Source organism: Salmonella sp. 2018103 (assembly GCF_026247685.1).
Taxonomy (GTDB): domain Bacteria; phylum Pseudomonadota; class Gammaproteobacteria; order Enterobacterales; family Enterobacteriaceae; genus Salmonella; species Salmonella enterica.
On sequence record NZ_CP111029.1, the window covers coordinates 1,193,806 to 1,209,027 of the forward strand.

General features: G+C 52.8%; 6 protein-coding genes, 1 tRNA gene and 3 rRNA genes. 7 read left to right on the forward strand and 3 right to left on the reverse strand.

Annotated features, from left to right (window positions below; translation table 11 throughout):
- Positions 1-82 precede the first annotated feature (82 nt).
- From clpB to OLG56_RS05815, 7 genes are all read left to right on the forward strand, one after another.
- Positions 83-2,656 carry an ATP-dependent chaperone ClpB gene (gene clpB / locus OLG56_RS05785; RefSeq protein WP_023200636.1) on the forward strand — a complete coding sequence of 858 codons (2,574 nt, stop codon included), beginning with the start codon at positions 83-85 and terminating at the stop codon, positions 2,654-2,656.
- Between the two features lie 455 nt (positions 2,657-3,111).
- A 16S ribosomal RNA gene (locus tag OLG56_RS05790) occupies positions 3,112-4,653 on the forward strand.
- An 85-nt stretch (positions 4,654-4,738) separates the two neighbouring features.
- A tRNA-Glu gene (locus tag OLG56_RS05795) sits at positions 4,739-4,814 on the forward strand.
- Positions 4,815-5,046: 232 nt separating this feature from the next.
- Positions 5,047-8,031: ribosomal RNA gene (locus OLG56_RS05800) — 23S ribosomal RNA — on the forward strand.
- A 102-nt stretch (positions 8,032-8,133) separates the two neighbouring features.
- Positions 8,134-8,249 (forward strand): 5S ribosomal RNA (gene rrf, locus OLG56_RS05805).
- The 16S, 23S and 5S rRNA genes sit together here with 1 tRNA gene alongside, the layout of an rRNA operon.
- A gap of 610 nt (positions 8,250-8,859) precedes the next feature.
- Positions 8,860-9,315: a DUF4385 domain-containing protein gene (locus tag OLG56_RS05810; protein WP_000985653.1), complete on the forward strand. Its 456-nt coding sequence runs from the start codon at positions 8,860-8,862 to the stop codon at positions 9,313-9,315.
- A 103-nt stretch (positions 9,316-9,418) separates the two neighbouring features.
- Positions 9,419-10,720, forward strand: coding sequence for an MFS transporter (locus OLG56_RS05815; RefSeq protein ID WP_023231175.1), 1,302 nt, complete (start codon positions 9,419-9,421; stop codon positions 10,718-10,720).
- Here OLG56_RS05815 and OLG56_RS05820 read toward each other — a convergent pair.
- From OLG56_RS05820 to pat, 3 genes are all read right to left on the reverse strand, one after another.
- Positions 10,717-11,040, reverse strand: a complete 324-nt coding sequence (locus tag OLG56_RS05820) for a YfiM family lipoprotein (RefSeq protein ID WP_023214315.1) — start codon at positions 11,038-11,040, stop codon at positions 10,717-10,719. The two genes, OLG56_RS05815 and OLG56_RS05820, sit on opposite strands and share 4 nt — an antisense overlap.
- 43 nt (positions 11,041-11,083) lie before the next feature.
- Positions 11,084-12,439, reverse strand: a complete 1,356-nt coding sequence (gene pssA, locus OLG56_RS05825; RefSeq protein WP_023137437.1) for a CDP-diacylglycerol--serine O-phosphatidyltransferase — start codon at positions 12,437-12,439, stop codon at positions 11,084-11,086.
- Positions 12,440-12,553: 114 nt separating this feature from the next.
- A complete protein-coding gene (gene pat, locus OLG56_RS05835) occupies positions 12,554-15,214 on the reverse strand; it encodes a protein lysine acetyltransferase (RefSeq protein WP_000082643.1) in 2,661 nt (886 codons plus the stop codon).
- Between the last annotated feature and the right edge of the window lie 8 nt (positions 15,215-15,222).

Below are 15,222 nucleotides of genomic sequence, written 5' to 3' on the forward strand. Positions count from 1 at the left end.
ATTCAGGTCATTCACCTTGAATAATTGAGGGATGACCTCATTTAATCTCCAGTAGCAATTTTGACCTGTTATGGGAGGAGTTATGCGTCTGGATCGTCTTACTAACAAATTCCAGCTTGCTCTTGCCGATGCCCAGTCGCTCGCGCTGGGGCACGACAACCAATTCATCGAACCTCTTCATTTAATGAGCGCCTTGCTGAACCAGGAAGGGGGATCGATACGTCCTTTATTAACCTCCGCCGGCATTAATGCTGGCCAGTTGCGCACCGCTATCGATCAGGCGCTGAGCCGTTTACCGCAGGTGGAAGGCACCGGCGGCGACGTACAGCCTTCTTCGGAACTGGTACGCGTACTGAACCTTTGCGACAAGCTGGCGCAAAAACGAGGGGACAATTTTATTTCGTCAGAGCTGTTTGTTCTGGCGGCGCTTGAGTCTCGCGGCACGTTAACCGATCTGCTGAAATCAGCCGGTGCGACCACGGTCAATATCACTCAGGCAATTGAACAGATGCGCGGAGGTGAAAGCGTGAACGATCAAGGGGCTGAAGACCAACGTCAGGCCTTGAAAAAATATACCGTCGATCTGACCGAGCGGGCTGAACAAGGTAAGCTTGACCCGGTAATTGGTCGTGATGAAGAAATTCGCCGTACCATTCAGGTACTGCAACGTCGTACTAAAAACAACCCGGTGTTAATCGGTGAGCCAGGGGTCGGTAAAACGGCAATTGTTGAAGGACTGGCGCAGCGCATTATTAACGGTGAAGTCCCTGAAGGCTTAAAAGGTCGCCGCGTACTGGCGCTGGATATGGGCGCGCTGGTGGCCGGGGCGAAATATCGCGGCGAATTTGAAGAGCGTCTGAAAGGCGTGCTGAACGATCTGGCGAAACAGGAAGGCAACGTCATCCTGTTTATCGATGAGCTGCACACCATGGTTGGCGCAGGTAAGGCCGATGGCGCCATGGACGCCGGGAATATGCTGAAACCGGCGCTGGCGCGTGGTGAACTGCACTGTGTGGGCGCCACCACGCTGGATGAATACCGTCAGTACATTGAAAAAGACGCGGCGCTGGAACGTCGTTTTCAAAAAGTGTTTGTCGCAGAACCTTCAGTGGAAGACACCATCGCTATTCTGCGTGGCCTGAAAGAACGTTACGAGCTGCACCACCATGTGCAGATCACTGACCCGGCGATTGTGGCGGCGGCAACATTGTCTCATCGCTATATCGCCGACCGTCAGTTGCCGGATAAAGCTATCGACCTGATCGATGAAGCGGCATCCAGCATTCGTATGCAGATTGACTCTAAGCCGGAGGAGCTGGACAGACTCGACCGCCGCATTATTCAGCTCAAACTGGAACAGCAGGCGTTGATGAAAGAGTCTGACGAGGCGAGTAAAAAACGTCTCGATATGCTGAATGAAGAACTGGACGATAAAGAGCGTCAGTACTCTGAGCTGGAAGAAGAGTGGAAAGCGGAAAAAGCCTCGCTCTCCGGTACTCAGACGATTAAGGCTGAGCTGGAGCAGGCGAAGATTGCCATTGAGCAGGCGCGTCGCGTTGGCGACCTGGCGCGAATGTCTGAACTGCAGTACGGCAAAATTCCGGAGCTGGAAAAACAGCTGGAAGCCGCGACCCAGTCGGAAGGTAAAACCATGCGTCTGTTACGTAACAAAGTAACGGATGCGGAAATTGCCGAAGTGCTGGCGCGCTGGACCGGTATTCCGGTTGCCAGAATGCTGGAAGGCGAACGTGAAAAACTGTTGCGTATGGAACAAGAGTTACACAGCCGTGTGATCGGGCAGAATGAAGCCGTTGAAGCAGTATCGAACGCCATACGTCGTAGCCGCGCGGGGCTGTCCGATCCGAACCGTCCGATTGGTTCCTTCCTGTTCTTGGGGCCGACGGGGGTCGGTAAAACCGAACTGTGTAAAGCGCTGGCTAACTTTATGTTCGACAGCGACGACGCGATGGTGCGTATCGACATGTCTGAGTTTATGGAGAAACACTCCGTGTCTCGTTTGGTCGGGGCGCCTCCGGGATATGTCGGCTATGAAGAAGGCGGTTATTTGACGGAAGCGGTACGCCGTCGTCCTTATTCCGTCATCTTGTTGGATGAAGTAGAAAAAGCGCATCCGGATGTATTCAACATTCTGTTGCAGGTGCTGGACGACGGTCGGCTGACTGACGGGCAGGGGAGAACGGTCGACTTCCGTAATACGGTGGTCATTATGACTTCTAACCTCGGTTCCGATCTCATTCAGGAGCGCTTTGGCGAACTGGATTACGGTCGAATGAAAGAGATGGTGCTGGGTGTGGTTAGCCAAAACTTCCGTCCGGAATTTATCAACCGTATTGATGAAGTTGTGGTATTCCATCCGTTAGGTGAGCAACACATCGCTTCTATTGCTCAGATCCAGCTGCAGCGTCTGTACAAACGTCTGGAAGAACGTGGTTATGAAATCCATATCTCCGACGAGGCGCTGAAACTGTTGAGCGCCAACGGTTACGATCCGGTCTATGGGGCGCGTCCGTTAAAACGTGCTATTCAACAGCAGATCGAAAACCCACTGGCGCAGCAAATCCTGTCTGGTGAACTGGTTCCTGGCAAAGTGATTCGCCTTGAAGCCAATGATGATCGTATTGTGGCAGTGCAGTAAGTCACAAATTTGAATAAAACGGGCCCTGACGGGCTCGTTTTTGTTTAAAAACCAGGCGAAAATAGGCTTTTGGTTCAAGTGTTGTTTGAAAAGTGAACGGTTGAGCTTTTTTTTGCATTTAGGTCTTGTCAGGCTCTAATAACTCCCTATAATGCGCCACCACTGACACGGAACAACGGCATACAGGCCGCCGGGTCAGAAAGACTTCGTTAAGAAGTCTGTGAGGAAAGCGAAAATAAAGGCTTGACTCAAAAAGAGGAAAGCGTAATATACGCCACCTCGCGACGGTGAGCTGAAAGCCGCGTCGCACCTGCTCTTTAACAATTTATCAGACAATCTGTGTGGGCACTCGAAGATACGGATTCTTAACGTCCTCGGACGAAAAATGAATACCAAGTCTCAAGAGTGAACACGTAATTCATTACGAAGTTTAATTCATTGAGCATCAAACTTTTAAATTGAAGAGTTTGATCATGGCTCAGATTGAACGCTGGCGGCAGGCCTAACACATGCAAGTCGAACGGTAACAGGAAGCAGCTTGCTGCTTCGCTGACGAGTGGCGGACGGGTGAGTAATGTCTGGGAAACTGCCTGATGGAGGGGGATAACTACTGGAAACGGTGGCTAATACCGCATAACGTCGCAAGACCAAAGAGGGGGACCTTCGGGCCTCTTGCCATCAGATGTGCCCAGATGGGATTAGCTTGTTGGTGAGGTAACGGCTCACCAAGGCGACGATCCCTAGCTGGTCTGAGAGGATGACCAGCCACACTGGAACTGAGACACGGTCCAGACTCCTACGGGAGGCAGCAGTGGGGAATATTGCACAATGGGCGCAAGCCTGATGCAGCCATGCCGCGTGTATGAAGAAGGCCTTCGGGTTGTAAAGTACTTTCAGCGGGGAGGAAGGTGTTGTGGTTAATAACCGCAGCAATTGACGTTACCCGCAGAAGAAGCACCGGCTAACTCCGTGCCAGCAGCCGCGGTAATACGGAGGGTGCAAGCGTTAATCGGAATTACTGGGCGTAAAGCGCACGCAGGCGGTCTGTCAAGTCGGATGTGAAATCCCCGGGCTCAACCTGGGAACTGCATTCGAAACTGGCAGGCTTGAGTCTTGTAGAGGGGGGTAGAATTCCAGGTGTAGCGGTGAAATGCGTAGAGATCTGGAGGAATACCGGTGGCGAAGGCGGCCCCCTGGACAAAGACTGACGCTCAGGTGCGAAAGCGTGGGGAGCAAACAGGATTAGATACCCTGGTAGTCCACGCCGTAAACGATGTCTACTTGGAGGTTGTGCCCTTGAGGCGTGGCTTCCGGAGCTAACGCGTTAAGTAGACCGCCTGGGGAGTACGGCCGCAAGGTTAAAACTCAAATGAATTGACGGGGGCCCGCACAAGCGGTGGAGCATGTGGTTTAATTCGATGCAACGCGAAGAACCTTACCTGGTCTTGACATCCACGGAAGTTTTCAGAGATGAGAATGTGCCTTCGGGAACCGTGAGACAGGTGCTGCATGGCTGTCGTCAGCTCGTGTTGTGAAATGTTGGGTTAAGTCCCGCAACGAGCGCAACCCTTATCCTTTGTTGCCAGCGGTCCGGCCGGGAACTCAAAGGAGACTGCCAGTGATAAACTGGAGGAAGGTGGGGATGACGTCAAGTCATCATGGCCCTTACGACCAGGGCTACACACGTGCTACAATGGCGCATACAAAGAGAAGCGACCTCGCGAGAGCAAGCGGACCTCATAAAGTGCGTCGTAGTCCGGATTGGAGTCTGCAACTCGACTCCATGAAGTCGGAATCGCTAGTAATCGTGGATCAGAATGCCACGGTGAATACGTTCCCGGGCCTTGTACACACCGCCCGTCACACCATGGGAGTGGGTTGCAAAAGAAGTAGGTAGCTTAACCTTCGGGAGGGCGCTTACCACTTTGTGATTCATGACTGGGGTGAAGTCGTAACAAGGTAACCGTAGGGGAACCTGCGGTTGGATCACCTCCTTACCTTAAAGAAGCGTACTTTGCAGTGCTCACACAGATTGTCTGATGAAAAGTGAATAGCAAGGCGTCTTGCGAAGCAGACTGATACGTCCCCTTCGTCTAGAGGCCCAGGACACCGCCCTTTCACGGCGGTAACAGGGGTTCGAATCCCCTAGGGGACGCCAGCGTTCAAACTGATGAGGTCAAACCTCTAGGGGACGCCACTTGCTGGTTTGTGAGTGAAAGTCACCTGCCTTAATATCTCAAAACTGACTTACGAGTCACGTTTGAGATATTTGCTCTTTAAAAATCTGGATCAAGCTGAAAATTGAAACACAGAACAACGAAAGTTGTTCGTGAGTCTCTCAAATTTTCGCAACGCGATGATGAATCGTAAGAAACATCTTCGGGTTGTGAGGTTAAGCGACTAAGCGTACACGGTGGATGCCCTGGCAGTCAGAGGCGATGAAGGGCGTGCTAATCTGCGATAAGCGCCGGTAAGGTGATATGAACCGTTATAACCGGCGATACCCGAATGGGGAAACCCAGTGTGATTCGTCACACTATCATTAACTGAATCCATAGGTTAATGAGGCGAACCGGGGGAACTGAAACATCTAAGTACCCCGAGGAAAAGAAATCAACCGAGATTCCCCCAGTAGCGGCGAGCGAACGGGGAGGAGCCCAGAGCCTGAATCAGCATGTGTGTTAGTGGAAGCGTCTGGAAAGGCGCGCGATACAGGGTGACAGCCCCGTACACAAAAGCGCATATGCTGTGAGCTCGATGAGTAGGGCGGGACACGTGGTATCCTGTCTGAATATGGGGGGACCATCCTCCAAGGCTAAATACTCCTGACTGACCGATAGTGAACCAGTACCGTGAGGGAAAGGCGAAAAGAACCCCGGCGAGGGGAGTGAAAAAGAACCTGAAACCGTGTACGTACAAGCAGTGGGAGCACCCTTTGGGGTGTGACTGCGTACCTTTTGTATAATGGGTCAGCGACTTATATTCTGTAGCAAGGTTAACCGAATAGGGGAGCCGGAGGGAAACCGAGTCTTAATTGGGCGTTAAGTTGCAGGGTATAGACCCGAAACCCGGTGATCTAGCCATGGGCAGGTTGAAGGTTGGGTAACACTAACTGGAGGACCGAACCGACTAATGTTGAAAAATTAGCGGATGACCTGTGGCTGGGGGTGAAAGGCCAATCAAACCGGGAGATAGCTGGTTCTCCCCGAAAGCTATTTAGGTAGCGCCTCGTGAATTCATCTCCGGGGGTAGAGCACTGTTTCGGCTAGGGGGCCATCCCGGCTTACCAACCCGATGCAAACTGCGAATACCGGAGAATGTTATCACGGGAGACACACGGCGGGTGCTAACGTCCGTCGTGAAGAGGGAAACAACCCAGACCGCCAGCTAAGGTCCCAAAGTCATGGTTAAGTGGGAAACGATGTGGGAAGGCCCAGACAGCCAGGATGTTGGCTTAGAAGCAGCCATCATTTAAAGAAAGCGTAATAGCTCACTGGTCGAGTCGGCCTGCGCGGAAGATGTAACGGGGCTAAACCATGCACCGAAGCTGCGGCAGCGAACGTATCACTTAAAGCGATTCAGCGGATGACGATTGACGGAGCGAAGCGACGTCAAAGCGTATACAAAGTCGAGTCGGTTTAAGGATACGTTCGTTGGGTAGGGGAGCGTTCTGTAAGCCTGCGAAGGTGGCCTGTGAGGGTTGCTGGAGGTATCAGAAGTGCGAATGCTGACATAAGTAACGATAAAGCGGGTGAAAAGCCCGCTCGCCGGAAGACCAAGGGTTCCTGTCCAACGTTAATCGGGGCAGGGTGAGTCGACCCCTAAGGCGAGGCCGAAAGGCGTAGTCGATGGGAAACGGGTTAATATTCCCGTACTTGGTGTTACTGCGAAGGGGGGACGGAGAAGGCTATGTTGGCCGGGCGACGGTTGTCCCGGTTTAAGCGTGTAGGCTGGTTTTCCAGGCAAATCCGGAAAATCAAGGCTGAGGCGTGATGACGAGGCACTACGGTGCTGAAGCAACAAATGCCCTGCTTCCAGGAAAAGCCTCTAAGCATCAGGTAACATCAAATCGTACCCCAAACCGACACAGGTGGTCAGGTAGAGAATACCAAGGCGCTTGAGAGAACTCGGGTGAAGGAACTAGGCAAAATGGTGCCGTAACTTCGGGAGAAGGCACGCTGACATGTAGGTGAAGTGATTTACTCATGGAGCTGAAGTCAGTCGAAGATACCAGCTGGCTGCAACTGTTTATTAAAAACACAGCACTGTGCAAACACGAAAGTGGACGTATACGGTGTGACGCCTGCCCGGTGCCGGAAGGTTAATTGATGGGGTCAGCGCAAGCGAAGCTCCTGATCGAAGCCCCGGTAAACGGCGGCCGTAACTATAACGGTCCTAAGGTAGCGAAATTCCTTGTCGGGTAAGTTCCGACCTGCACGAATGGCGTAATGATGGCCAGGCTGTCTCCACCCGAGACTCAGTGAAATTGAACTCGCTGTGAAGATGCAGTGTACCCGCGGCAAGACGGAAAGACCCCGTGAACCTTTACTATAGCTTGACACTGAACATTGAGCCTTGATGTGTAGGATAGGTGGGAGGCTTTGAAGTGTGGACGCCAGTCTGCATGGAGCCGGCCTTGAAATACCACCCTTTAATGTTTGATGTTCTAACGTGGACCCGTGATCCGGGTTGCGGACAGTGTCTGGTGGGTAGTTTGACTGGGGCGGTCTCCTCCTAAAGAGTAACGGAGGAGCACGAAGGTTGGCTAATCCTGGTCGGACATCAGGAGGTTAGTGCAATGGCATAAGCCAGCTTGACTGCGAGCGTGACGGCGCGAGCAGGTGCGAAAGCAGGTCATAGTGATCCGGTGGTTCTGAATGGAAGGGCCATCGCTCAACGGATAAAAGGTACTCCGGGGATAACAGGCTGATACCGCCCAAGAGTTCATATCGACGGCGGTGTTTGGCACCTCGATGTCGGCTCATCACATCCTGGGGCTGAAGTAGGTCCCAAGGGTATGGCTGTTCGCCATTTAAAGTGGTACGCGAGCTGGGTTTAGAACGTCGTGAGACAGTTCGGTCCCTATCTGCCGTGGGCGCTGGAGAACTGAGGGGGGCTGCTCCTAGTACGAGAGGACCGGAGTGGACGCATCACTGGTGTTCGGGTTGTCATGCCAATGGCACTGCCCGGTAGCTAAATGCGGAAGAGATAAGTGCTGAAAGCATCTAAGCACGAAACTTGCCCCGAGATGAGTTCTCCCTGAGACTTAGAGTCTCCTGAAGGAACGTTGAAGACGACGACGTTGATAGGCCGGGTGTGTAAGCGCAGCGATGCGTTGAGCTAACCGGTACTAATGAACCGTGAGGCTTAACCTTACAACGCCGAAGATGTTTTGGCGGTTGAGAGACGATTTTCAGCACTGATTCCGGATTTTCGGGAACGAAAGATAAAAGATTCGTTTCCGGCAACAGAATTTGCCTGGCGGCACTAGCGCGGTGGTCCCACCTGACCCCATGCCGAACTCAGAAGTGAAACGCCGTAGCGCCGATGGTAGTGTGGGGTCTCCCCATGCGAGAGTAGGGAACTGCCAGGCATCAAATTAAGCAAAAGGCTCAGTCGAAAGACTGGGCCTTTTGTTTTATCTGTAGTCTGTCGGTGAGCACTCTCCTGAGGAGGAGAAATCCGCCGGGAGTGGATTTGAACGTTGCGCAGCAACGGCCCGGAGGGGGGCGGGCAGGACGCCCGCCATAAACTGCCAGGCATCAGACAAGTGAAGAAGCCCGTCCGTCAGGACGGGCTTTTTTGCGTGTGTGGTAACTGTAAAACCGTAGGCCTGATAAGCGCAGCGCCATCAGGCAACCTGCACCGCCGGATGGCGGCTCCGCCTTATCCGGCCTGCATGCACTTATCAGGCAGCGCCACTACTCACGGATAAATTAAATTCAACAATGGATACGGTTTCCCAAGACCGCCATAAACTGCCAGGCATCAGACAAGTGAAGAAGCCCATCCTTCAGGATGGGCTTTTTTGCGTTCTGACAGGGGTATGCACCGCCGGATGGCGGCTCCGCCTTATTCGGCCTACAGGAATTATCCCGCCTACGAAGCTGGTGCTCTTGTAGAACTGATAAGAGCACAACCCACCCAATCGTTAACGATGAACTATCCTTTACACGTGCTTATATAAGCAGTGAGGATTTTCATTGGCTATCAAACCTTTTAACTACCAGCAAGACTTTTCCAGCATCGACTTCCGCCAGCAGCCTGAATTGTATCAGGTTGGACGAGGCGAGCAGGGGGTGCTACTGGTTGAACCCTACAAAAGCGAAATTCTTCCTTTCTGGCGCTATAAAGATGAAGCATCGGCGATGAAATCCGCAGAGCAGATCTACCAGTTGTTCGAAGCTTACCGGCAGCAGGATGATTTCGTTGGTATGGACATGGCGCGTAAATTTATTCAGATGGGGTACACCCGCGCCAGGCGATACGCTAACTATAAAGGCGGTAAAAAGTATGCAGAAGACGGCAGCCTGAATACACGGGGTAATGATCCTATTAAGGCCGCGGCGGCAACGGTTTTCAAAGGTTGGTGGGATAAAATTCGTCAGGACGAAGACTATCTGAAACGGAAACGCCAGCATCAGGCACGGTGGGGATAAAAATTAGCAAACAAATAATTAACACTTTATTTACTTTTTGGTCTCGCGTAATCTGAATCTCCAAAATAAAAGGCCGATTAAGCCTGGCAACAAGGAGAACAGTATGGCAGAAATTATTCAGCGTATAGATAAAAACAACGCTGAGGCTCCGGAGATGCGGCGACGCATATGGGCTATCGTGGGGGCATCTTCCGGAAACTTAGTGGAATGGTTTGATTTCTACGTCTACTCTTTCTGCTCGCTCTATTTTGCACATATCTTCTTTCCTTCTGGTAATACCACCACTCAGCTTTTGCAAACGGCAGGCGTCTTTGCCGCCGGTTTTTTAATGCGACCTATCGGTGGTTGGCTGTTTGGACGCATTGCCGATCGACGCGGGCGCAAAGCCTCAATGTTGGCTTCGGTGTGCATGATGTGCATAGGGTCGCTGGTGATTGCCTGTTTACCCGGTTACGATACCATCGGCACCTGGGCGCCGGCGCTGCTACTGATTGCAAGGTTATTTCAGGGGCTCTCGGTAGGGGGAGAGTATGGGACCAGCGCGACATATATGAGTGAAGTTGCGCTTGAAGGTCGTAAGGGATTTTTCGCGTCGTTTCAGTACGTTACGCTTATCGGTGGCCAACTACTGGCCTTGCTGGTCGTTGTGATTTTGCAGCAGGTTCTGGAAGATGCTGAACTTCGTGCCTGGGGATGGCGTATTCCCTTTGCGCTGGGCGCCGTGCTGGCGGTTGTGGCGTTATGGCTACGTCGCCAACTGGATGAAACCTCGAAGCATGAGACTCGCGCATTAAAAGAAGCCGGTTCGTTGAAAGGTTTGTGGCGTAATCGCAAAGCCTTTTTGATGGTGCTTGGTTTCACCGCGGCAGGCTCGCTGTGCTTTTATACTTTCACCACCTATATGCAGAAATATCTGGTAAATACAGCAGGTATGCATGCCAATGTCGCCAGCGGCATTATGACGGTCGCGCTGTGTGTTTTCATGTTGGTACAGCCGTTATTCGGCGCGTTATCCGATAAGATTGGCAGGCGCACTTCTATGCTATGTTTTGGCGCGCTCGCGACGCTTTTCACCGTTCCAATTCTCTCCGCGTTGCAGAATGTGACGTCGCCTTATGCCGCATTTGCTTTAGTGATGTGCGCGCTATTGATTGTGAGTTTCTATACCTCGATTAGCGGGATCCTGAAAGCGGAGATGTTTCCGGCGCAGGTTCGCGCCCTGGGCGTCGGTTTATCTTACGCGGTAGCAAATGCGTTATTTGGCGGCTCTGCGGAATATGTCGCGCTGTCGCTAAAATCTGTCGGTATGGAGAGTTCATTCTTCTGGTATGTTACCGCGATGGCCGTTCTGGCTTTCCTGGTTTCGCTGATGTTGCACCGTAAAGGAAAGGGCTTGCGCCTTTAGTATCGCGCCATTTGCCAGATAGCGTAACCGGTTGTCGCGCCAGCGACATCCCAGACAAAATCTTTCCAGCTCCAGCCGCTGCCTTCCGGGCGGCTGTCCCAGAGTTCTTTTGAGGCTCCGAGACTCAAAGAAAACATCAGCCCTATCGCTGCGCTGCGGTCAGGGCTTACTCCCTGGTGACGCGCATACTCATTACCGGCTGCCGATAGCATCGCTGATGCTATAAAATGCTGGGCTTTATCCTGACCGCTCCAGTGGTCGTTAGCCAGATGGCTGCACCCGGAGAGAAACAACACCGTAAAAGGAATCAACACGCGCACCAGTCACTCCTAAGAGAAAACCCCGTACAGGACGGGGCTTCGATTACAGGATACGGCTAATTAATCTGTCGATGCGGATCCGGCGCAGACGGCGAATCAATTTACGCACTTTTATCGGATAGTCGGCAATGCTCTGCAGGTCACGATAATGTTTTACGATGGTTGTGTGCGTTCGGATAAGCTCCAGCTCTTTTTCCCGCTGAGGGGCAAGCTCCTGCTTAGGATCGTGGATCAGAATGGCGTTTTCCAGATCCAGACGCCAGGCGCGGGGATTCAGGTTGTTGCCGGTGAGTAGCATCCATTTATCATCTACCCACATCCCTTTCAGATGATAGGTATTGTCGTCATCTTTCCACAGACGCACCACAAGCTGATCGGTATTGACGTAATACTGTAAACGGCTCAGGAAGCGGCGCAGGTTAATCTCATAGAGATAGGGCAGCGCGCCAATGATCTTGAACGGTTCATCTTCCGGAATGTAAAAATCATTCGCGGTTTTATCGCCAACAATGATTTCGACTTTCTTTCCGTCGCGCAGTAGCTGAATAATATTCCGCACCAGCACCGCTGGTAGATTGAAATAAGGGGTACAAATGGTGAGCTTATGCTCCGCACAGGGCATGAGATGGAAAATGGTTTTGTTCAGCAGACTGGATTTTCCAAGCCCGACCAGCGGCGTAACGGAGAGTTGCTCGTCATTAGCGTCACCCTGAAAATGATATGACGCATCCCGCAGCTCCTGACGGTATAAGCGGATATCGTTTTTAATCTCCGGGCTTTTCGGACGCTGCGTATTATCCAGACGATTCACACCACGGCCATTCATCAGATTTTGCGTCACCCAGTCAAACATGATGTCTGCCATTTGCCGATTGCGAATCAGCTGGTAGCGATCGTAGCGATATTTGTCATGCTGATGGAGATAGACATCGTTCAGGCTGGCGCCGCTGTACAGGACGCTATCATCAATGATAAAGCCTTTAAAATGCAGTACGCCAAGCGCTTCTCGCGTATTAATCGGTACGCCGTAAACCGGGACATCAATGCCGGCGTTTTCCTGCGCCAGTCGGCAATACCAGTCTGCATTGGTATTCGAGGCTGCTGCGCCAATGCGCCCGCGTTGCGCGCGATGCCAGTCGACCAGCACCCTCACGTCCAGTTCAGGACGCTGCCGTTTAGCCGCATAGAGCGCGTCGAGTATACCTTTACCCCCATCGTCCTGTTCCAGATACAGGGCAACGATACAAATACGCTGCGTCGCGCTGGCGATTTTCTCCAGCAGTGTCTCCCGAAAAGTAGCAGGAGTATAAAAGAAATCTACATCATCAACTGACTGAGAAATCTTAGGGAGTTGGGCAAGGTGTTGTTGATGTTTATTACGCTTAAATTTTGACAACATCACAGTGCATTTCTTCTCTGTTCATTGAAGGGTCCTCTGTGCTATGCAGACGACATAAGCGAGCAATAATAACATCAGTACCCGTTAAAGTGGTCAACATTTCCAGTACATTACTCACGATTCATCACATTTGGCCAGATTCAGCGTCAATCCCACGATGCCCTCTTCGAGCTGGATATCGACCTGAAATCCCAGTTTTCTGGCCAACGCGACCATGCCGCGATTGTTCGGCATCGTAATACCGTTCAGCCGCTTCAATCCGTGATCGCGAGTATAGGCAATCAATTTCTCCATTAAACGGCGTCCTAAACCCAACCCTTTGAGATCTGAACGCACCAATACGGCAAATTCGGCATCTACGTTGTCAGGATCGGAGATCGCGCGCGTTACGCCGAGGATCTCTTCAGCGTTGTCCATCCGCCTCACGGCCACAAAGGCCATTTCTCGATCGTAGTCGATCTGCGTCATGTTGGCTAAATCTTCATGGGTGAATTCGTTGATCTCGCTGAAATAACGGTAGTAAAGATCCTCTTTGGTGACCTGGGCGATGAATTGTCGCAGTTGGGGCTCATCTTCCGGCAGGATCGGACGGAACAGGCAGCGATCGCCGTTTTTCATCTCCACCCACTCTTCGAGCTGGTGGGGATAGGGGCGTACCGCAAGTCGACTTTCGTTATCGCCATCAAACGGGGCAATATCCAGCGTCACATCCAGCGCGGTAAACTCACTGGCGGAAGCCAGCAGCGGATGGATATCCAGACGCTGAATTTCCGGGCAGTCGACAATCAGGTTTGAAACCTGGACCAGCAGCTGGCTTAAACCGACAATATCCAGCGGACGCAGCGCGCTACGGGCGCGAATTTTCCGCTGTTTAATGCCCTGAATCACCAGATAGCGCGCCAGATTCATGTTGAGCGGCGGCAGCGCGACGACCGCCTGCTCTTCCGGACGCCACTCTACACCGCCTTCACCCAACATAATCAAAGGACCAAACACCGGATCGTGCTCGACCACCACACGCAGCTCCTGCGCGCCGGCGCGGTTAGCCATACTTTGTACCAGCAAACCGTGAATCCGCGCCTGCGGCCAGGCCATCTTTACACGATCGAAAATGGCGTTTGCGGCCTGTTGTACCTCGCTTGCGGTCCGCAGGTAAAGCATGACCCCCTGAACTTCAGATTTATGCGGAATGTCAGGCGAGCGCAGCTTGAGAGCTACCGGATAGCCTATCTGTTCGGCGATATGCACCGCTTCAGCGCTGTCGCTGGCAATCCAGGTTGGGAGCGTATGCAGCCCATAGGCGTGTAAAATCGGCTGTACTTCATGGGTGTCCAGTGAGGTGGCGCCTTCCGCAATCGCCCGCTGTAACAGATTATGCGCCTCAGCGGTATTGGACGTCAGGTTACTCGGCAACGCTGGTGTTTCCCGCAGTTGCTTCTGGTTACGCCGGTATTCCACCATATGCATAAACGCGGTAATCGTGCCTTCCGGCGTGCGGTAGGTTGGTAATCCGGCTTCGCTGAATAGCCGTCTTGCCTCCTGAGACGAGAACTCGCCGCACCAGTTTGTCAGCAGCGTAACAAACTTGCCTCTGGGGTGGCGCTTAATCGTCTCGATCAGGGCATGGGCGCTTTCCGTACCCGGCGCGGCAGCGCTGGGAGAGTGGATAACCATAAGCGCGTCAAAATCCTGACTGGCGAGCAGGATATCCAGCGTTTTGACGTAATGTTCGCTGCTGGCGTCATCACACAGATCCAGCGGATTGGCAATATCAATGTGCGCGGGAAGCGCCTGCCGTAGTTGCAGGCAGGTCTCTTCGCTCAACGTCGCCAGCTTGCCGTTACGCGACCACAACTCATCTAACGCCAGCGCGGCAGGCGCGGCGCCATTGCTGATGATCATCAGTCTGTCGCCGCGTAGCGGACGCATATGGCTCAGTGTTTCGACGGCGGAAAAAAGCTCGTGCGTATCCTGGACTCGCAGCAGGCCTGCGCGCTGGATGGCCGCATCCCACGCAGGGTCCATTCCCGCGCTGGTATTAAGTAAACGCTGGGCTGCCGGGCTTCGGCCGCTTTTAATCACCAGAATCGGTTTGTTACGTGAAGCGCTACGGGCGGCGGAAACAAAACGGCGGGCGTCGCTTAACTGTTCCAGGTAGAGCAAAATCGCGCTGGTCTTGCTGTCGCGCGCCAGATAGTCCAGTAGTTCATCGACATCAATATCCAGGCTATCGCCCAGCGCGATAAAGTAGGAAAAGCCCATTTCACGCTGTTGCGCCCAGTCAAGAATAGTATTAGAAACGGCGGCAGACTGGGAAATAAAAGCGAGCTTGCCCTGTTTAATCGGGACGGGAGAAAAGCTGGCATTCAGCCCTTGCCACGGCGCGAGGAGCCCAAGACTGTTTGGACCCAGCAGACGCATTTTATAATGCCGGGCACAGGCAAGAAGTTCTTCATGTTGCGACGTGGGAGCAGAAAGGATAATGCACGTTTTACAACCTTTCGCGCCAAGCGCGTCCAGTAACGCCAGGTTACGGCTGGCGTTAGTGCATAAAATAGCCAGATCGGGGGTGAAAGGAAGACTGGCGATATCCGGCCAGGCCATGACGCCTAAAACGGCTTTCCAGGCGGGCGTCACGGGAAGGACGGGGCCATTGAATCCGCCCGCCAACAAGTTACGCATCATCAGGTAACCCGCGCGGTGGGGCTTCATTGATGCGCCAATCACCGCGATCGATTTTGGTCGCAGTAGCGCTTCCAGTCCTTGCTGGCTCATACCGGTTT

What these genes read in the sequence shown, in the direction of transcription:
- pat (WP_000082643.1), bottom strand. Translation starts at nt 15,214, where the DNA reads ATGAGCCAGCAAGGACTGGAAGCGCTACTGCGACCAAAATCGATCGCG.
- OLG56_RS05815 (WP_023231175.1), top strand. Translation starts at nt 9,419, where the DNA reads ATGGCAGAAATTATTCAGCGTATAGATAAAAACAACGCTGAGGCTCCG.
- pssA (WP_023137437.1), bottom strand. Translation starts at nt 12,439, where the DNA reads ATGTTGTCAAAATTTAAGCGTAATAAACATCAACAACACCTTGCCCAA.
- clpB (WP_023200636.1), top strand. Translation starts at nt 83, where the DNA reads ATGCGTCTGGATCGTCTTACTAACAAATTCCAGCTTGCTCTTGCCGAT.